This is a genomic window from Mycolicibacterium anyangense (assembly GCF_010731855.1).
GTDB lineage: Bacteria > Actinomycetota > Actinomycetes > Mycobacteriales > Mycobacteriaceae > Mycobacterium > Mycobacterium anyangense.
Window position 1 is genome coordinate 2,652,773 of the sequence record NZ_AP022620.1, and the last position, 20,492, is coordinate 2,673,264.

12 protein-coding genes are annotated in these 20,492 nt (G+C 68.0%); 8 read left to right on the forward strand and 4 right to left on the reverse strand.

Features of this window, described 5'->3' with window-relative positions:
• Positions 1–20: 20 nt before the first annotated feature.
• Together G6N35_RS12325 and G6N35_RS12330 are read right to left on the reverse strand one after the other, a co-directional pair.
• Positions 21–1,160 carry an acyltransferase family protein gene (locus G6N35_RS12325; RefSeq protein ID WP_163804505.1) on the reverse strand — a complete coding sequence of 380 codons (1,140 nt, stop codon included), beginning with the start codon at positions 1,158–1,160 and terminating at the stop codon, positions 21–23.
• Positions 1,157–2,872, reverse strand: a complete 1,716-nt coding sequence (locus G6N35_RS12330; protein WP_163804506.1) for a DEAD/DEAH box helicase — start codon at positions 2,870–2,872, stop codon at positions 1,157–1,159. Before G6N35_RS12330 ends, G6N35_RS12325 begins: the two co-directional genes overlap by 4 nt.
• Positions 2,873–2,913: 41 nt before the next feature.
• Here G6N35_RS12330 and G6N35_RS12335 point away from each other — a divergent pair, with 41 nt between their 5' ends.
• From G6N35_RS12335 to G6N35_RS12355, 5 genes are all read left to right on the forward strand, one after another.
• Entirely contained in the window at positions 2,914–3,498 is a 585-nt protein-coding gene (locus G6N35_RS12335; RefSeq protein ID WP_163807641.1) for an LppP/LprE family lipoprotein, read from the forward strand.
• A 135-nt stretch (positions 3,499–3,633) separates the two neighbouring features.
• The gene (locus G6N35_RS12340; protein ID WP_163804507.1) at positions 3,634–4,170 is read left to right on the forward strand and encodes a heme NO-binding domain-containing protein; all 537 of its coding nucleotides are present in this window, start codon (positions 3,634–3,636) and stop codon (positions 4,168–4,170) included.
• Between the two features lie 8 nt (positions 4,171–4,178).
• Positions 4,179–6,254, forward strand: coding sequence for a putative bifunctional diguanylate cyclase/phosphodiesterase (locus G6N35_RS12345; protein WP_163804508.1), 2,076 nt, complete (start codon positions 4,179–4,181; stop codon positions 6,252–6,254).
• A 30-nt stretch (positions 6,255–6,284) separates the two neighbouring features.
• Positions 6,285–9,674, forward strand: a complete 3,390-nt coding sequence (locus G6N35_RS12350) for a TM0106 family RecB-like putative nuclease (RefSeq protein WP_163804509.1) — start codon at positions 6,285–6,287, stop codon at positions 9,672–9,674.
• Complete coding sequence (locus G6N35_RS12355) at positions 9,671–11,023, forward strand: FAD-binding oxidoreductase (protein WP_163804510.1); 1,353 nt, start codon at positions 9,671–9,673, stop codon at positions 11,021–11,023. The genes G6N35_RS12350 and G6N35_RS12355 overlap by 4 nt, the downstream gene beginning before the upstream one ends.
• 84 nt (positions 11,024–11,107) lie before the next feature.
• On the opposite strand, the gene G6N35_RS12360 is transcribed toward G6N35_RS12355, so the two are convergent.
• Complete coding sequence (locus G6N35_RS12360) at positions 11,108–13,072, reverse strand: MFS transporter (RefSeq protein ID WP_163804511.1); 1,965 nt, start codon at positions 13,070–13,072, stop codon at positions 11,108–11,110.
• A 218-nt stretch (positions 13,073–13,290) separates the two neighbouring features.
• On the opposite strand from G6N35_RS12360, the gene G6N35_RS12365 reads away from it, so the two are divergent.
• Positions 13,291–14,397 carry an Rv2629 family ribosome hibernation factor gene (locus G6N35_RS12365; protein WP_163804512.1) on the forward strand — a complete coding sequence of 369 codons (1,107 nt, stop codon included), beginning with the start codon at positions 13,291–13,293 and terminating at the stop codon, positions 14,395–14,397.
• Here G6N35_RS12365 and G6N35_RS12370 read toward each other — a convergent pair.
• On the reverse strand, positions 14,394–15,626 hold the full coding sequence (locus G6N35_RS12370) for a multidrug effflux MFS transporter (RefSeq protein WP_163804513.1): 1,233 nt from the start codon (positions 15,624–15,626) through the stop codon (positions 14,394–14,396). The genes G6N35_RS12365 and G6N35_RS12370 overlap by 4 nt on opposite strands.
• Positions 15,627–15,765: 139 nt before the next feature.
• Here G6N35_RS12370 and G6N35_RS12375 point away from each other — a divergent pair, with 139 nt between their 5' ends.
• Together G6N35_RS12375 and G6N35_RS12380 are read left to right on the forward strand one after the other, a co-directional pair.
• Positions 15,766–16,521: a hypothetical protein gene (locus G6N35_RS12375; RefSeq protein WP_163804514.1), complete on the forward strand. Its 756-nt coding sequence runs from the start codon at positions 15,766–15,768 to the stop codon at positions 16,519–16,521.
• 189 nt (positions 16,522–16,710) lie between these two features.
• Complete coding sequence (locus tag G6N35_RS12380; protein ID WP_163804515.1) at positions 16,711–20,424, forward strand: multifunctional oxoglutarate decarboxylase/oxoglutarate dehydrogenase thiamine pyrophosphate-binding subunit/dihydrolipoyllysine-residue succinyltransferase subunit; 3,714 nt, start codon at positions 16,711–16,713, stop codon at positions 20,422–20,424.
• Positions 20,425–20,492: the final 68 nt, after the last annotated feature.

Here is a 20,492-nt window from a genome sequence, read left to right on the forward strand (position 1 = left end):
CAGCCCCCACCGCCCACCACCTAGGTGCGCACCCGGGTGAACCGGTGCAGCAGCCACGCCACCGGGATCGTCAGGACCAGCGTCACGACGAACAGCACCGGCGCCGAACCGGTATAGACCGGCCAACCCAGCACCTCGACCATCGCGATCTCCATGACCACCAGGTGCACCAGGAAGATCTCGTAGGAGATCTCGCCAAGCCACACCATCGGCCGGGTGGCCAGCAGCCGCGCGTACCAGCCCCGGTTGCCCAGCGCCAGCGGTGCGACCACCAGCGTGGCGATCACCGCGTAGAACGCCGTCTTCACCAGAGCCTCACCAACACCGGTCGGTGACGTCGTCGGTTCCCCCGCGATCGGCGTCGAGGCGATCAGATAGCAGATCACCGCCAACGGTACGGCGACGAAGCCGTACATCCGAATCCCCATGGCCGCCAACACCGCCAGCAGCATCCCACCGACGAACCAGGCCAGGTAGCCGGGCAACCACAGCCGGGCGCCGTCGGGCAGGAAGTGGGTGCTGTGTACCACCAGCATCCACAACGGACTGATCAACGCCAGCCCGGCCAGCCCGGTCAGCAGCAGCCCTGGGCGCCACCGCCTGCGGCACACCACCACCAGCAGCAGCCAGGCCAGGACCGGCAACGCCACGTAGAACGACACCTCGACGGCCAGGCTCCACATCTGCGTAAGCCCTTGGTGCAGATAGCCATTGAACGCGTAATTGTTGGTGTAGATCTGGGTCAGGGTGAGGTTGCGCAGCAGCCCCACCCAGGTGTGGCCGGGGTTGGGACCGCCGTCGCGGAAGTGGTAGATCAGGAAAGCCGCCAGCACGGTGATGACATAGGCGGGCATGATGCGCCGCACCCGGTGCCATGCGTAGCGCCCGATCGAGGGCGCGTCCGTCCCGCCGGCCGCTGCCCGCACCCACGGACCGAACAACAGGTAACCGGACAGCACGAAGAAGATCGGCACCCCGATCTCCATCCGCGAATACACCAGCCCGACAAAGCCATGGGTGTACTTGCCGGTGGTGTAGGCGGCGTGGGTACCCAGCACCAGCAGGGCCGCCACGGCACGAACACCGGTCAGCGAGGCCACCCGGTCTACGGTCGAGACCGCCTCCAACCCGCCCTGGTCGACCTCGCGGGACGCGGTCATGTGTGCTTGCGCCGGGGCTTCCCGCCGGAGGGACGCGAATCATACGAATGCCCACCGCGGTCGGGCTTCAAATCGATCAGCACACCCTGAATGCGGGTGTTCTCCAATTTCTTCCAGGTCTCCTTGGGAAGCCTGGCGGGCAGTTCGACGAGCGAATGGTCGACCTTGATGCTGATGTGGCCGAAGTCGCTGCGGTGCAGGCCGCCCTCGTTGGCAATGGCGCCGACGATCGCACCGGGGTTCACCTTGTGCCGCTTGCCCACCGCGATGCGGTAGGTGGCCAGGTCGTCACGGGTCTTGCGGGGCGCGCGGTCGCGTTCCCGCTCCGGACGCTCCGGACGTTCGCGATGCTTTTCCGGCGGCGGCTCGGTCAGCAGGAACTCCGCACCGTCGCGCGACTGCAGGGCCAGCGCCGCGGCGATATCGACCATCGGCACGTCATTGTCGCGCTCGTAGTCTTCGATCAGCCGGCGGAACATCTCGAACCCCGGCGCATTGAGCGCATCGGTGATCGAGTCGCGGAACTTCTGCACCCGCTGGGCGTTGACGTCCTCGACGCTGGGCAGCTGGTCCTCGATCAGTTTCTTGCGGGTGACCCGTTCGATCGAGTTGAGCAGGTGACGTTCCCGCGGAGTGACGAACAGCAGTGCGGTGCCGGAACGCCCGGCGCGACCGGTACGCCCGATGCGGTGCACATAGGACTCGGGGTCGTGCGGAATGTCGAAGTTCACCACATGCGAGATGCGCTCGACATCCAGGCCGCGGGCGGCCACGTCGGTGGCGACCAGGATGTCGATCGTGCCGTCCTTGAGCTGGCTGATCGTCCGCTCGCGCACGGCCTGCGGAATGTCGCCGTTGATCGCCGCCGCCGCGAACCCGCGGGCGCGCAGCTTCTCGGCGACCTCCTCGGTGGCCTGCTTGGTGCGGACGAACACGATCATCGCGTCGCCCTGCTCGACCTCGAGCAGCCGGGTCAGCGCGTCCATCTTGCGCGGATAGGACACCAGGAAATAGCGCTGGGTGATGTTCTCGGCGGTCTGGGTCTTGGCCTTGACGGTGACCTCGACCGGATCATGCAGGTATTTCGAGGTGATCTTGCGGATGGCCGGCGGCATGGTGGCCGAGAACAGCGCGACCTGCTTGTACTCCGGGGTGTCGGCGAGGATGCGTTCGACGTCCTCGGCGAAGCCCATCTGCAGCATCTCGTCGGCTTCGTCGAGCACCAGGTAGTCCAGGTGGGACAGGTCCAGGCTGCCCTTCTCCAGATGGTCGATGACACGCCCGGGCGTGCCGACGACGATCTGCGCGCCGCGCTTGAGGCCGGCCAACTGCGGCACATACGACGAGCCGCCGTAAATGGGCAGCACGTTGACCTTCAGATGCGCGCCGTAGCGGCTGAACGCCTCGGCGACCTGCAGCGCCAGCTCGCGGGTCGGGGCCAGCACCAGCGCCTGGGTGGTGCGGCTGTCGGTGTCGATCTTGGACAGGATCGGGATGGCGAAGGCCGCCGTCTTGCCGGTGCCGGTCTGGGCCAGGCCGACGACGTCGGCGCCGGCGAGCAACGCCGGGATGGTTTCCGCCTGGATGGCCGAGGGCGTCTCGTAGCCGACGTCGGAGACTGCCTGCAGCACGGCGGGGTGAATCTGCAGGTCGGCGAAAGTCTGGGGCGAGCTAACGGCGGAGTCGGATCCGGCGTCTTCCGGGAGTGTCATTGACCTGCAGTCTAATGCCCGAGCGCGGCGAAACCCCCTTCATGCAGCGCAGGCCGGTACCGTCGGCGGATGTGTGGCATCGGTTGGTGATACCTGCGGCGGCCCTGGTGCTGGCCGGTTGCGGCTCCGGGGACTCGACGGTGGCCAAGACTCCCGGGCCCACCGAGCCCCCTTCAGCGGCGTCGTCGACCGCCCCACCACCGAGTACGCCGGCACCGGCGCCGCCCGCACCGACCACTGCGCCACCGCCCGACCCGTGCGCGGTCAACCTGGCCGCGCCCGCCATCGCACAGGCTGTGTCCGAACTTCCGCGCGACCCACGCAGCGGCCAGGCCTGGAACCCGGAACCGATCGCCGGCAACTTCAACGAGTGCGCCCAGCTGTCGGCGGTGATCGTCAAGGCCAATACCAACGCCGAGAACCCGAACACCCGCGCGGTGATGTTCCACCTCGGCAAATACATCCCGACCGGGGTGCCCGACACGTTCGGCTTCAACGCCGTCGACGCCAACCAGAGCACGGGTGACACCGTCGCGCTGGTGTACCTCAACCCACTCGGCCTGCAGAGCGTGGTCAAGTTCCGCTGGAATGGCGCCGGCGTGGAGCTGATCGGCAACGCCGGCTGACGCCAGCATTCGCCCCGATTTGACCTTTTGCCGGTTTTTCCTGGCCCTTCGGTGTGAATCAAAAGCTGTGGCAAACAGATCTCGTGGCGTAGATTGGCTATCGGGTTAAGGAAGCAGCCCGGTATCGGAGGGTCCGTGAAGGGCGTCATCTTCAATTTGCTGGAGGAGGTCGTGGTCGACAGCTACGGCGACCAGACCTGGGATGACCTGTTGGATGCCGCCCACTCGGACGGCGTCTACACGTCGCTGGGCAGCTACGACGACCGGGACATGACCCGGTTGGTATCGGCTGCCGGGGCGGCGCTGGAACTGCCCGACGACGAGGTGTTGCGCTGGTTCGGCCGCCATGCCATCCCGCACATGGTGAAACGCTGGCCCGACTATTTCACCGCCCACGAGCACACGATCCCCTTCCTGCGCAGTCTCAACGACGTGATCCACCCCGAGGTCCGCAAGCTCTACACCGGCGCCTACTGCCCGCATTTCGAGTTCACCTCACCCGCGGACGGATCACTGCTGATCGGATACCGATCCCCACGGCGGCTGTGCGGCCTGGCCCACGGCTTCATCCTCGGGTCAGGTGACCACTACGGCGAGGCGCTGACGGTCGAGCACGTCGAGTGCATGCACCACGGTTCCAGCCGCTGTCTGGTCGCGGTCGCGGCGGCATAAGGGGCACCGTGGACACCGGGGGTGATGACGAACTGAGAAGCGTGGCCACCGAACTGGCGCAGGAGAACGCGCGGCTGCGCCGTCGCCTGGAGCGCGAGGTCAAGATTCGCCGCACCGCCGAGGACATTGCCGAGCACGGGTTGCGCGACCTCTACCAGAAGCAGCGCGAACTCGAATTCCTCTCGCAGATCACGATCATGGCCAACCAGGGTGGTTCGGCCCAGGAAGTGCTCAAGGATGCGCTGGAGTACATGTGCCGGTTCACCGGATGGTCGGCAGCACACGCCTACATCGTCGCCGGGCACGGCCCGACCCTGCGGATGTGGCCGTCCAACATCTGGTACGGCGCCCCCGGAGTTGATCTCACGGAGTTCCAAACCGCCACGGCGGGATCAATTTTCGCGGAAGGCGAAGGATTGCCCGGCCGAGTGTGGGCGGCGGCGGCACCGGTCTGGGTCGACGACTTCGTGAAGTCGGGATTCGTGCGCCGCGAGGCGGCACTGCGCTGTGGGTTGCGGGCCGGCTTCGGGGTTCCGTTGCTGATCGGCCCGGATGTAGTGGCAGCGCTGGAGTTCTTCGGCCCCAACCCGATGCCCGAAGACCCCGCGCTGACCCGGATGATCCGTCAAGCGGGCACCCAACTGGGCCGCGTCATCGAACGCGACCGCGCCAACGACGGCATGCACGACGCCTTGCACGACGCCCTCACCGGCCTGCCCAACCGGCCGCACTTCCTGCGCGAGGTGGACGAGGCGTTCCGCGAGTCATCCCTGGACCGCAACACCGGGTTCTGCGTCATGTTCATCGACCTCGAACGGTTCAAACTGGTCAACGACAGCCTCGGCCACGCGGCAGGCGATGCGCTGATCACTCAGGTCGGCGCCCGGCTGATGGCCTCGGTCCGGGCCAAGGACTTCACCGGCCACACGGGTGACTCCACGCCCGAAGCGCTGCTGGCACGGATGGGCGGTGACGAGTTCACCATCCTGGTGCGCGGGGTGGCCACCAGCCAGGACGCCGTCGCGATCGCCGACCGCATCCACGCGGTGCTGGGTAACCCGTTCCGCGTCGAGGGCCACGAGGTGGTCACCAGCGCCAGCATCGGCATCGCCATGAGTACCGCCGAGCACTGCTCGGCCGACGAACTGGTCCGCCACGCGGATATGGCGATGTACGAAGCGAAGTCGCGGGGCAAGGGCCGCACCGAGTTGTACGACGACGGGATGCAGACCTCGGCGACCCGCACGTTGGATCTGCAGGCCGAACTGCGGGCCGCGGTGCGCGCCGAAGCCTTCGAATTGCACTACCAACCGGTGGTATCGCTGGCCGATGACCAGGTGGTCGGCGTGGAGGCGCTGGTGCGGTGGCGCACGTCGCCGACCACGCTGCGCTACCCCGACGAGTTCATCCGCATCGCCGAGGAGACCGGGCTCATCGTCCCGCTGGGAATGTGGGTGCTGCGCCAGGCCTGTCTGGCCGCGCGCCGCTGGAACGACGGCCACGGAGACCGCCCGTCATTGACCGTCGGGGTGAACCTCTCGCCGCGCCAGTTCACCCAGCCCGATCTGGTGGAACGGGTCAGCGCCATCCTCACCGAGACCGGTGTGCAGCCCGAGCAGCTGCGCCTGGAGATCACCGAGACCATGACGATGGACGACGCCGAGTACGCCGCGGATGTGTTGAACCGGTTGCGGGCGTTGGGAATTCAGCTGAGCATGGACGATTTCGGCACCGGCTTCTCGTGTCTGAGCTATCTGCATCGCTTCCCGTTGCAGGTGCTCAAGATCGACCGCTCGTTCATCTCCCGGATGGAGACGAACATGGAGAGCCTGCAGATCGTCAAGACGATCGTGGTGCTGGCCCGCAGCCTCGGGATGGAGGTGGTCGCCGAGGGCGCCGAGAACGCCGAGGAGATCGCCCGGCTGCGGTCCTTGGGCTGCACCTTCTGCCAGGGCAACTACTTCTCCCCGCCGCTGACCGCCGAGGAAATCGACGCCCTGCTTACCCCACCTCGCCCAAACCGACGATTGGGTGAGGAAGTGCGAGCGGAACCCGCCATCTCGTCGACCTCGGCGCGTCACTGACCTGTCGGACCGCACGCCTACAGTGGTGCTGTGTTCGTCATCGAGGGCCTGGTGGTCTACAGCGCCTCCGACCTCGCCGCGGCCGCCCGCTGCGAGTACGCGCTGCTGCGCTCGTTCGACGCGAAACTCGGTCGGGGCCCGGCGGTCTCGGGTACCGACGAGCTGCTGGCCCGTACCGCCGAACTCGGTGACGCCCACGAGCAGCGCCATCTCGACGCGCTACGGGAGCGCGCCGACGTGGCCGTCATCGGGCGGCCGGCCTACTCGCTGGCCGGGCTGACCGCGGCCACCGACGCCACCCGCCGCGCCGTCGAGCAGCGGGCACCCGTGATCTACCAGGCGGCGATGTTCGACGGCCGATTCGCCGGATTCGCCGATTTCCTGGTGCTCGACGGCGACCGCTATCGGCTGCGGGACACCAAGCTGGCGCGCTCGGTGAAGGTGGAGGCGCTGCTGCAGCTGGCCGCCTACGCCGAGACCCTGAATGCCGACGGGGTGCCGGTACACGACGAGGTGGAGCTGGTGCTGGGCAACCAGACCACCGCGCGCTACCGGGTCGACGAACTGCTTGGCGTCTACCGGCTGCGGCGGGCCGCCCTGCAGCAGCTGCTGGACCGCCACTACGCCGCCGGGGCGGCGGTCTCCTGGACCGACGAGGCCGTCCGCGCCTGTATGCGCTGCCCGGAGTGCGAACAGCAAGTGCGCGCCACCGATGACCTGCTGCTGGTCGCCGGAATGCGGGTCGGCCAGCGGGCCCGGCTGATCGACGCCGGGATCACCACCATGACAGAGCTGGCCGCATTCGAGGGCACGGTGCCGGATCTGCCCGCCCGCGCCGTCACCGCGCTGGGCAGCCAGGCCCGGCTGCAGATCGCACCCCGCCAGGACGGCAAGCCACCCTACGAGGTGGTCGACCCGCAGCCGCTGATGCTGCTGCCCGATCACGACAAGGGCGACCTGTTCTTCGACTTCGAGGGTGACCCGCTGTGGACGGCCGACGGCCGGGACTGGGGCCTGGAGTACCTGTTCGGCGTGCTGGGGGCCGAACAAGAGTTCCGGCCGCTGTGGGCGCATGACCGCGGCGCGGAACGCAAGGCCCTGCGCGACTTCCTGACGATGGTGCGCAAGCGGCGCAAGCGTTTTCCGAAAATGCACATCTACCACTACGCACCGTACGAGAAGACGGCACTGCTGCGGCTCGCCGGCCGGTACGGCGAAGGTGAGGACGAGGTCGACGATCTGCTGCGCAACGGTGTGCTGGTGGACTTGTACCCCTTGGTACGCAAGAGCATTCGGGTGGGCACCGGTAACTACAGCCTCAAGTCGCTGGAACCGCTGTACATGGGCTCGGAACTGCGCACCGGCGATGTCACGACGGCGACGGATTCGATCACCATGTACGCCCGCTACGGCGAGCTGCATGCCGAGGGCCGCGACGACGAAGCCGCCACCGTGCTCAAGGAGATCGAGGACTACAACCTCTACGACTGCCGCTCCACCCGCAAACTGCGGGACTGGCTGCTGCAGCGCGCCTTCGAATCCGGTGTCCCCCCGCAGGGCCCTCAGCCAGTCTCCGACGGCGCGCTGATGGAGGTCGACGACGAGGTCGCCATCCGGATGGCCCGATTCGCCGGTGACGACGTGAGCGCGCGCACCCCCGAGCAGCGGGCCGTCGCGATGGTCGCGGCAGCCCGCGGGTATCACCGCCGTGAGGACAAGCCGTTCTGGTGGGGGCATTTCGACCGGCTGAACAGTCCTCTCGACGAATGGGGCGATACCGCAGGCGTTTTCCTGGTCGACGAGGTGACGATCGACACCGACTGGCACCTGCCGGCCCGGGCCCGTAAGCCGCAGCGCCGGCTGCTGCTGACCGGATCCATGGCCGCCGGTGAGCTGAGCCGCGACATGTATGCGCTCTACGATCCGCCCACCCCGGCGGGGTTGTCCGACGATCCGGAACGCCGCGCCTACGCCTCGGTGACCGTCCTGGAGTGTGACGACCCGGCGGCACCCACCGAGATCCTGATGTTCGAGCGTGAGCCCAAGACCGGCGGCACCTACGACCGGCTGCCGTTCGCGCTGACCCCGGGTCCGCCGTTCTCCACCAAGGCCCTGCGCGAGTCACTCGATGCTGCAGCCACCGAGATCGCCAACGGACTTCCCGCACTGCCTCACTCGGCGGTCATCGACATGCTGCTGCGCCGCCCGCCGCGTACCGGCGGCCCGCTGCCACGCACCGGTGACACCGTCGCCGACATCACCGCCGCACTGCGGGCGCTGGACTGCTCGTACGTCGCCGTGCACGGCCCGCCAGGCACCGGCAAGACGCACACCGCCGCCCGGGTGATCGCCAGCCTGGTCAACGACCAGCACTGGCGCATCGGCGTGGTGGCACAGTCACATGCGGTGGTGGAGAACCTGTTTCGGGACATCATCGGCGCCGGGGTGGATGCGGCCGTCGTCGCGAAGAAGCCCAGCGGCAGCGGTCTGTGGACCGATCTCGGCGAATCGGCCTATCCGATGTTCATCGCCGACAACGCAGGATGCGTGATCGGCGGCACCGCATGGGATTTCACCAACCGCAACCGTGTCCCCGCGGCCAGCCTGGACCTGTTGGTCATCGAGGAAGCCGGCCAATTCTGTCTGGCCAACACCATCGCCGTCGCCCCGGCAGCGCGCAACCTGCTGCTGCTGGGTGATCCCCAACAGCTGCCCCAGGTCAGCCAGGGCACCCACCCCGAGCCGGTCGACTCCTCGGCGCTGGGCTGGCTGGTCGACGGCGCGCACACGCTGCCCGAACAACTCGGCTACTTCCTGGACCGCTCGTATCGGATGCACCCGTCAGTCTGTGCCGCGGTGTCGCGGCTGAGCTACGACGGGCGGCTGCACTCGGTGGAATCGACCACCGCGGCCCGCCGCCTCGACGGGATGGAGCCGGGCGTCCACGTGCTGGCGATCGACCATGACGGTAACTCGACGGAAAGCCCCGAGGAGGCGGTGGCGATTGTCGCCGCGATCGCCGCGGTGCTCGGCACGACGTGGACCGACGAGCACGGCACCCGGCCGCTGGGCCCACCCGACGTCTTGATCGTGACCCCCTACAACGCCCAGGTGGTGCTGCTGCGCCGGCTGCTCGACGAGGCGGGGCTGGCCGAGGTGCAGGTCGGGACGGTCGACAAGTTCCAGGGCCGCCAGGCCCCGCTGGTGTTCGTGTCGCTGGTGGCCTCGTCGATCGCCGATGTGCCCCGGGGAATCTCGTTCCTGCTCAACCGGAATCGTCTCAACGTCGCGGTGAGCCGGGCCAAGTATGCGGCGGTGATCGTCCGCTCGGCAATGCTCACCGACTATCTGCCCTCGACACCCGACGGCGTGGTGGAGCTGGGGGCATTCCTGGCCATGTGTGATAGACCCTCGCTATGAGCACAACGCTGACACAGCAGTTGGCGGCCATCGTAGGCAGCGCACATGTCGTCACCGACGCCGACGTCCTGGCCGGGCGCAGTGTCGACTACACCGGGCGCTACCGGGGCACCGCCAGCGCTCTCGTGCGGCCCGGTTCGGCCGACGAGGTGGCCGCGGTGCTGCGGGAATGCCGTGCGGCCGGGGTGTCGGTGACCGTCCAGGGCGGGCGCACCTCCCTGGTCGCGGGCACTGTGCCCGAACACGACGACGTACTGCTGTCCACCGAGCGGCTGACCGAGATCGGCGAGATCGACGTGACCGAGCGCCGGGTTCGGGTGGGCTCCGGGGTGACGCTGGCCGCTGTGCAGCGCGCCGCCGCCGCGGCGGGCCTGCTGTTCGGGGTGGATCTGGCGGCCCGCGACTCGGCGACCGTCGGCGGGATGGCCTCGACGAATGCCGGCGGCTTGCGGACCGTGCGGTACGGGAACATGGGCGAACAGGTGATCGGCCTGGACGTCGCACTACCGGACGGTTCGGTGGTGCACCGGCACAGCCAGGTCAGGGCCGACAACACCGGTTACGACCTGGCGGCATTGTTCGTCGGCGCCGAAGGCACGCTCGGGGTGATCACCGGGCTGGACCTGCGCCTGCACCCCACACCCGCGCATCGGGTGACCGCGGTCTGTGGGTTCGCCGATCTCGAGGCGCTGGTGGCTACCGGCCGGGTGCTGCGCGACACCGAATCGGTGGCGGCCCTGGAGATGATCGACGCCAGGGCCGCCACCCTGGCCGCCGACCATCTCGATGTGCCGGTACCAGTCGACGGTGACTGGCTGCTGTTGGTCGAACTGGCCGGCGATATCGACCTGACCGAGCGGCTGGCCGACGCACTCCAGGACGCCGAACTCGCCGGTGAGCCTGCCGTCGGAATAGACGCGGGATCTCAGCAGCGGCTCTGGCAGGTGCGCGAGTCGACCGCCGAGATCGTGGGCCTGTTCGGGCCGCCGCTGAAATTCGATGTGTCGCTGCCGTTGTCGGCCATCGCGTCGTTCGCTGAGGACTCGGCCGCGCTGGTCGCCGAGCATGCCCCGGATGCCATCCCGATCCTGTTCGGCCATATCGGTGAGGGCAACCTGCACCTCAACGTGCTGCGCTGCGGTTCCGAGCAGGAGAGCCACCTGTACGCGGCCATGATGAAACTCATTGCCGCCCATGGTGGCAACGTCAGCTCCGAGCACGGTATCGGCAGCCGCAAGCGCGCCTACCTCGGGATGTCGCGGGAACCCGCCGACATCGCCGCGATGCGCACCATCAAGGCGGCGTTCGACCCGACCGGCTACCTGAATCCGGCCGTGCTGTTCGACTGAGCCGCGACAGTAACCACGCGGCGGAAAAACGAGCGGATAACCGCCGCCAGGTTACTGTCGGCGCGGGCATCACCCACGTCCTCGTCAGTCCCGGCGCATCGAATGGCGGCCGTAGCCTTCCACTTCGTCGGAGTCCTCGCGGTAATGCCGTGGGCGCCGGGGTTCACCCTCGTCACTCAGCCGATGGCGGGAGAAGGGTTCAGGCTCGGGTTCGGACTCGGACTCGGGCTCTGACTCCTCGAAGCCACCGGCTTCCGGCACCGTCCACAACGAGACGTCTTCGACGATGGTGGCCGGTTCGTCGTCCTCGGCTTGGAAGCCGGCCTGGAAACCGACGTGGAAACCGTTGTGTGCGAATCCGATCGGCTCGACAATCGGCACGACGTGCTCCGGCTCCGGACGCCGCCACACGATCTGCTCGGTCTCGTCGTCGACCACCTCGGGCAGCCCGGCGAAGTCGGCCTCCCGATCGACCTCGTACTCCAGATAGTCGTCGTCGTCGTAGTAGAGCGGGAGCCGATCGGTGATCTCGTCGTCATCCGCACTGCTGGGGCCCTCGACCCGCCGGCCCAGTCCGCCGATCATGAACAGCGCCGCGATGATCCCGAACAGCGCGACGAACGCCGGCAGTAGCACCGACTGTGACAGCGCGGCGGCGAACGGCACGTGCAGGAACGCCGGAAGCTTCAGCACCGCGACGTCACCGGCCGGGGTGTTACCCGGCGCGGCGGGCAGTTCGTCGTTGATCCGTGCGGCCATCAGCGCGGCCATGCCTGCACTGCCCAGTACCGAGCCGACCTGGCGGGTGGCGTTGTACACACCGGACCCGGCGCCAGCCAGTCGCGGCGGCAGGTTGCGGGTCGCGGTGGTGGCCAACGGCGCCCAGATGAACGCCATGCCCGCGCCCATCGCCGTCAACGGCAGCACCAACCGCCAGATCGGCGTGGCCGGTGCCATCTCGACGGACAACCAGGTCAGCGCGATCGCCACCAACGAGAACCCGAATCCGATGATCGAGCGCGGGTGCGTGCTGTCGACGATGCGGCCCACGACCGGCGCCAGCACACCGCTGGTCACCGCCATCGGTGCGACCAACAGGGCCGAACGCGTCGGCGTCAGACCGCACACCACCTGGGCGTAGAACATCACCGGCAACACCATTGCGGTGACGACGAACCCGATGACGGCGACACCGAGGTTGGACAGGCTGAAGTCGCGGTCGGCGAAGATCTCCAGCGGGATCAGCGGCTCGTTGCGGTTGATCGACTGCCAGTAGACGAAGGCGGCGAAGAACCCGATCCCGGCGACGATCACGGCCCAGATCCAGGCCGCCCAGTGCTGCCCCTGGCCTTCCTGCAGCCCGAACACGACCAGGAACATGCCGATCCCGGAGAGCGCGACCCCAAGCAGGTCGAATCGATGCTTATGGGTGGGCAGCGTGGGCACCAGCCACGCCGCCAGCACCAGACCGATGACGCCGATGGGCACGTTGACGAAGAAGATCCATTCCCAGCCCAGGTGGTCGACGAGCACACCACCGGCCAGCGGGCCCACCAGGGTGGCCACCCCGGCGGTGGCGCCCCACACGCTCATCGCCACGCCCCGGCGTTGGGCCGGGAAGATGCGGGTGATCGTCGACAGCGTCTGCGGGGTGAGCAGCGCGGCACCCAGCCCCTGCACGGCGCGCGCGACGATGAGCATCTCGACGGACCCGGACAGACCGCACCACAGCGAGGACAGCGTGAACAGCGCCAGCCCGGCCAGGTACAGGTACTTGGGTCCGTAGCGATCCCCCAGGCGGCCGGCCAGCAGCAGCGGCACCGCATACGCCAACAGGTAGGAACTGGTCACCCAGATGACCGTGTCGTAGTCGGTGATCCTCAGCGCGTCCATGATGCTGGGGTTGGCGACCGCGACGATCGTCGAGTCGACCAGGATCATGAAGAAGCCGACCATCATGGCCCACAGCGCACGCCACGGATTCGCCGAGGTTGCCGGTGGGTCGGCCAAGTCCACGTCCGGCTCCTCGCCGGCCATGCTCCTGGTCATCTCCACACCTCGTTTCGGTTCCCCGCGACGGAATAGGGCCATCGGCAGACGTCATCGTCGATGCAGCAGAACAACTGCGGTGCCCGATCGAGACTATCGACCGCCCCGGACCCGTCGCCACGGCGGTGGTCGGGCGTAGGTTGGATACGGACAGCTGTCGGGGGAATAGGTCCCCGTGGAGAACCGACACAGGACCGACATACAGCTGAGGAGTAGCCATGCTTTCCGACCGTTTTCGCCCCCTGCTCGACGCCACCGGACCGTTCGTCTCGATCTACTTCGACGACTCGCACGACACCCAGGACGCCGCAGCTCAACTCGACGCCCGACTGCGCGATATCCGCAAACACCTCGAGGAGCGGTCGGTGGAGACCGCGATGATCGAGGAGATCGACACCGCGGTGCGCGCCGCTCATCCGCCGGTGGGCCGAAGCGGGCGCGCGGTGATCGCCGCGAGCGGCTCGATCGTCACCGACGAGCACTTGATCCGGCCACCGGCCACCACCGAGTTGCGGGTCTCGGAGTTGCCCTATCTGATCCCGATCGTCGAGCACGGCCTGCTGCACACGACCTATCTGCTGGTGGCCGTGGACCACACCGGCGCCGACATCACGGTGCACCGGTCGGGCACCACCCGCTCGGAGACCGTCGACGGCGATCACCGCCCCGTGCACAAGGCCAAATCCGCCGAGCATCACGAGTACGGCACCGCACAGGGCAAGGTCGATGAGGCGGTGCGCCGCAACATCCGCGACGTCGCCGACCGCGTCACCCAGCTGGTCGACGAGACCGGCGCCGAACTGGTCTTCATCGAGGGCGAGGCAAGTGCGCGCGCCGAACTCACCGCAGCCCTGCCCGAGCGGGTGGCCGGTATCGCGGTCGCGCTGCACAGCGGCGGGCGCACCGAGGGCACCGACCAAGCCGAGGTGCACCACGAGATCGGTCAGGAATTCCTCAAGCGGCGGCTGGCCACCATCGACGACGCCGCCCAGCGGTTCGCGGCCGGTCAGGGCACCGGGCTGGCTGTGGAGGGTCTGGCCGCGGTGACCGCCGCGCTGCGCGACGGCGCGGTGGACACCCTGATCATCGGTGAGATCGGAGCGGCCACCGTGGTCGCCGACACCGATCTGACGCTGATCGCGCCGGACGCCGACACCCTTTCGGACCTCGGTGGCGCACCCGAGCGGACCCTGCGCGCCGACGAGGCCCTGCCGCTGCTGGCGGTGACGACCGGCGCGGCGCTGGTGCGCACCGACGAACGGATCAGTCCGGCCGACGGCGTCGCCGCGGTCCTGCGGTACGCCGAGATGAGTTCCGCGGGCTAATCCCCGCTGCCGACGCACAGCAGCGCCACCAGCGCGATCGACACGCCTGCCGTCATCACCACGGCCAGCGCCACCTCGTCATTGCCCAGCAGCCCCACCACCGGCGCGATCACCGCACCGGTGGTGAACTGCGCGGCACCCAACAGCGCGGCCGCGGTGCCCGCGGCGTCGGGGTGCCGCGACAGCGCGACCGCGGGTGCGTTGGGCATCACGAAACCGAGCAACGCCAGCACCGCCCACACCGGCAGCACGAAGCCCAGCAGGCCGCCGGTGTGGGTGGCGGCCAGCCCGATGAACACCGTTCCGGCCAGCGTCGACGCCACCAGTGCGGTGACCATGATGGGCTGCGGGCGAAACCGGCGCAGCAGCACCACGTTGAACTGGGTGGCCGCAATCAGCGCGATCGCGCCCGCGCCGAACACCAGCGCGAAGCTCTGCTGATCCAGGCCGTGCCGGCCCTGCAGCACGAACGAGGCCGCCGAGATGTAGGCGAACAGACCCGACATGCCCAGCGCGCCGACCAGAACCAGGACGACGAAGCGCACATCACCGAAGAGCTCGGCATAGGTGCCCAGGATCGACCGCAATTTCAGCGGACGGCGGTGTGCCGGCGGCAGCGTCTCCGGCAGTGCCAGCACGGCGATCATCAACAGTCCCCCGGCCAGCACGATCAACGCCGCGAAGACCCAGTGCCAGCTGGCGTGCAGCAGAACAGCCGCGCCCAGCGACGGCGCCAGCACCGGCGCGACACCGAGCACCAGCATCAGCCGCGACATCACCGTGGCCGCCACCGAGTCGGTGAACAGATCGCCCACCACCGCGACGGCGACCACCATCGCGGCGGCCGCGCCCATCCCCTGCACGCTGCGGGCGATGCCGAGCACCGCCATGTTCGGGGCCAGCAGGCAGACCAGCGAGGCCACCATGTGCAGCAGGATCCCGGCAATCAGCGGGCGGCGCCGGCCCAGCGAATCCGACAGCGGACCGACCACGAGCTGGCCCAGCGCCAGGCCCGCCAGCGTTCCGGTCAGCGTCAGCTGCGCCACCGACGACGACACCCCGAGCTCGGTAGCGATGCGCGGCAGCGCAGGCAGATACATGTCGATGGTCAGCGGGCCGAGCGCCACCAGCGCGCCCAGGATCACGATCATCCGGGCCCGGTTGGGCGCCGCCGTGGCCGCGGCAGTGGCGGTGTTTCGTGTCGTGGTCACTGCCCGGGATGCTGCCATGCTCTTCGACAGCACCGCTGTCCGAATATTTGTTCCTCCTGGGCCGATCCGACGAGTGGTGACCGGGATCACGGCGGGCACGTTCGGACGGTCCTCGTTCGTTAGCCTGAAGTCACGCACCAGGCAGGAAGGCACCCGCATGAAACTCCGCAGACGGGGCACGGCAGAGGAGAACCTGCCAGCTCGGATCGACGACGATCCGGCGATGTCGGCGCGGGTGCTCTCGCAGATCCTCGAGCGCGGTACCCGGGTCCAGGCGCCAGCGGTCCGGGCCTACGTCGCGCGGCTGAGACGGCTCAATCCCGAGGCCAGCCCGGCCGAGATCGTCACCAAACTGGAGAAGCGTTATCTGGCCGCCGTGATGGCCAGCGGTGCCGCCGTCGGCTCGGCCGCGGCCTTCCCCGGGATCGGAACGTTGGCGGCCCTGTCGGCGGTGGCCGGCGAGACCCTGGTGTTCCTGGAGGCCACCGCGGTCTTCGTGCTGGCCGTCGCCGAGGTGCACGGCATCCCCCTCGAGGAGCGGGAACGCCGTCGCGCCCTGGTGTTGGCGGTGCTGGTCGGCGACGACAGCAAGGGCGCCATCGCCGACCTTGTCGGGCCCGGCCGTACCAACGGCGCCTGGCTGGCCGAGGGCGCCGAGATGCTGCCACTGCCGCTGGTGTCACAGCTGAACACCCGGCTGATGCGCTACTTCGTCAAGCGGTTCACGATCAAGCGCAGCGCGATGGCGCTGGGCAAGATGTTGCCGGTCGGCATCGGCGCCGCGGTGGGCGGCGGCGGTAACCGGATGATGGGCCGCAAGATCGTCGCCAACGCCCATGCGGCGTTCGGGCCGGCCCGGACGCGGTGGCCGGTGATGCTGCACCTGCTGCCTGCGGTGGCAGACGAGAGGTAGCGGCAAGGTAACCGTTCGCCGACGATGCCGCACCGGTTATCTCACCACCTCCGAGCATGACCCTGACGTGCTTCGGGAATGCGTGGGAAGCGTTAGCCTTTAGGGCGACGAAGAGTCGGGCACAACAGTGGGGCGGGCCGTTACGAGCACGGCTTGCCCGGACGACACGAATCGAGGCGAGTACCTGCCGTGAGCAGTACGAGTTCACCATTCGGCCAGAACGAGTGGCTGGTCGAAGAGATGTACCGCAAGTTCCGCGACGATCCCTCCTCGGTGGATCCGAGTTGGCACGAGTTCCTCGTCGACTACAACCCGGAGCCCACGACGGAGGCGGTCGGTAACGGCAAGCCCGCTGCCGCGGCTCCGGTCGCGCCGGCTGAGCCCGCGCCCGCTCCTGCCGCGACGCCCGCTGCTGCGGCGGCACCAGCTCCCAAAGCGGCACCCGCTCCCCCGGCCCCGGAGAAGCCGGCCGCCCCCAAGGCGGCACCGGTAGCGGTGGCTGCCGATGACGAGACGCAGGTGCTGCGCGGCGCTGCGGCCGCCGTCGTGAAGAACATGAACACCTCGCTGGAGATCCCGACCGCCACCAGCGTGCGGGCCATCCCGGCGAAGTTGATGATCGACAACCGGATCGTGGTCAACAACCACCTCAAGCGGACCCGCGGCGGCAAGGTGTCGTTCACGCACCTGCTGGGCTACGCGATCGTTCAGGCGGTCAAGAAGTTCCCGAACATGAACCGGCACTACGCCGAGATCGACGGCAAGCCCAACGCGGTCACCCCCGCGCACACCAATCTGGGCCTGGCGATCGACCTGCAGGGCAAGAACGGCAGCCGGTCGCTGGTCGTCGCCGCCATCAAGGGTTGCGAGGCCATGCGGTTCGGCCAGTTCATCGCCGCCTACGAGGACATCGTGCGGCGCGCCCGCGACGGCAAGCTCACCGCCGAGGACTTCTCGGGCGTGACGATCTCCCTGACCAACCCGGGCACCATCGGCACCGTGCACTCGGTGCCGCGACTGATGTCGGGACAGGGCGCGATCGTCGGCGCCGGCGCGATGGAGTACCCCGCAGAGTTCCAGGGGGCCAGCGAGGAGCGCATCGCCGAACTGGGTATCGGCAAACTGATCACCCTGACGTCGACCTACGACCACCGCATCATCCAGGGCGCGGAGTCGGGCGACTTCCTGCGCACCATCCACGAACTGCTGCTCTCCGACGACTTCTACGACGAGATCTTCTTCGAACTCGGCATTCCGTACGAGCCGGTGCGCTGGCGCACCGACAACCCGGATCCGATCGTCGACAAGAACGCCCGCGTCCTGGAGCTGATCGCCGCGTACCGCAACCGCGGTCACCTGATGGCCGACATCGACCCGCTGCGGTTGGACAAGACCCGCTTCCGCAGCCACCCCGACCTCGACGTCAACACCCACGGCCTGACGCTGTGGGATCTGGACCGGGTGTTCAAGGTCGAGGGCTTCGCGGGCAAGGAGACCAAGAAGCTGCGCGACGTGCTCGGGCTGTTGCGCGACGCGTACTGCCGGCACATCGGGGTGGAGTACACCCACATCCTGGAGCCCGAGCAGCAGAAGTGGTTGCAGGAGCGCATCGAGGTCAAGCACGACAAGCCCACGGTGGCCCAGCAGAAATACATCCTGAGCAAGCTGAACGCCGCCGAGGCCTTCGAGACCTTCCTGCAGACCAAATACGTTGGGCAGAAGCGCTTCTCGCTGGAAGGCGCAGAGACCGTCATCCCGATGATGGATGCGGTGATCGACCAGGCCGCCGAGCACGCGCTCGACGAGGTCGTCATCGGCATGCCGCACCGCGGCCGGCTCAACGTGCTGGCCAACATCGTCGGCAAGCCCTACTCGCAGATCTTCAGCGAGTTCGAGGGCAACCTGAACCCGTCGCAGGCGCACGGCTCCGGTGACGTCAAGTACCACCTCGGTGCCACCGGCAACTACATCCAGATGTTCGGCGACAACGACATTCAGGTGTCGCTGACGGCCAACCCGTCCCACCTCGAAGCCGTCGACCCGGTGCTCGAGGGTCTGGTGCGCGCCAAGCAGGACCTGCTGGAGGAACAGGGTTCAACGGATGCCGAGCAGTCCCGGGCCTTCACCGTGATGCCGCTGATGCTGCACGGCGACGCTGCGTTCGCCGGGCAGGGGGTGGTGGCCGAGGTGCTGAACCTGGCGCTGCTGCGGGGTTATCGCACCGGCGGCACCATCCACATCATCGTCAACAACCAGATCGGCTTCACCACTTCGCCGCACGACTCGCGGTCCAGCGAGTACTGCACCGACGTCGCGAAAATGATTGGTGCGCCGATCTTCCACGTCAACGGCGACGACCCGGAAGCCTGCGTGTGGGTGTCCCGGCTGGCCGTCGACTTCCGACAGAAGTTCAAGAAGGACGTCGTCATCGACATGCTGTGCTACCGCCGCCGCGGGCACAACGAGGGCGACGACCCGTCGATGACCCAGCCCTACATGTACGACGTCATCGACACCAAGCGCGGTGTCCGCAAGACTTACACCGAAGCCCTGATCGGGCGCGGCGACATCTCGATGAAAGAGGCCGAGGACGCGCTGCGCGACTACCAGGGTCAGCTGGAACGGGTGTTCAACGAAGTCCGCGAGCTGGAGAAGGTCGCGGTCGAGCCCAGTGAGTCGGTGGAAGCCGACCAGATGATCCCGCGCGGGATGACCACCGCGGTGGACAAGGCGCTGCTGGCCCGCATCGGCGACGCGCACCTGGCGTTCCCGGACGGCTTCAACGTGCACCCGCGGGTCAAGCCGGTACTGGAGAAGCGCCGCGAGATGGCCTACGAGGGCAAGGTGGACTGGGCCTTCGGCGAGCTGCTGGCGCTGGGAACCTTCCTGGCCGAGGGCAAGCTGATCCGGATGTCCGGCCAGGACACCCGGCGCGGCACCTTCACCCAGCGCCACGCCGTGGTGATCGACCGCAAGACCGGCGAGGAGTTCACCCCGCTGGATCTGCTGACGATCAACCCGGACGGTACGCCGACCGGAGGCCGGTTCCTGGTGTACGACTCGGCGCTGTCGGAGTACGCCGCCGTCGGCTTCGAATACGGCTACTCGGTGGGCAACCCGGACGCGTTGGTGTTGTGGGAGGCGCAGTTCGGCGACTTCGTCAACGGTGCGCAGTCGATCATCGACGAGTTCATCAGCTCCGGTGAGGCCAAGTGGGGCCAGCTGTCCGACGTGGTGCTGCTGCTGCCGCACGGCCACGAGGGTCAGGGCCCCGACCACACCTCGGGCCGCATCGAGCGGTTCCTGCAGCTGTGGGCCGAGGGATCGATGACCATCGCGATGCCGTCCACACCGGCAAACTATTTCCATCTGCTGCGCCGGCACGGTCTGGACGGGGTGCACCGGCCGTTGATCGTCTTCACGCCGAAGTCGATGCTGCGCAACAAGGCTGCGGTCAGCGACATCCGGGACTTCACCGAGCAGAAGTTCCGCTCGATCATGGAGGAGCCGACCTACACCGACGGTGACGGCGACCGCAGCAAGGTCACCCGAATCCTGTTGACCAGCGGCAAGATCTACTACGAACTGGCCGCGCGCAAGGAGAAGGACAAGCGCGAGGACGTCGCGATCGTGCGCGTCGAGCAGCTCGCCCCGCTGCCCAAGCGCCGGCTGGGCAACACCTTGGACTCCTACCCCAATGCCAAGGAGTTCTTCTGGGTGCAGGAGGAGCCGGCCAACCAGGGCGCATGGCCGACCTTCGGGCTGACATTGCCGGAGCTGTTGCCGGAGAAGCTGACCGGCATCAAGCGGATCTCGCGACGCGCGATGTCGGCGCCGTCATCGGGCTCGTCGAAGGTGCACGCGGTCGAGCAGCAGGAGATCATCGACCAGTCGTTCGGCTAGAACGGCGCGACTGTGGGCCTTATGTACGCCACATCGCCGGATCGCGTACATAGGCCCCACACTCGCGG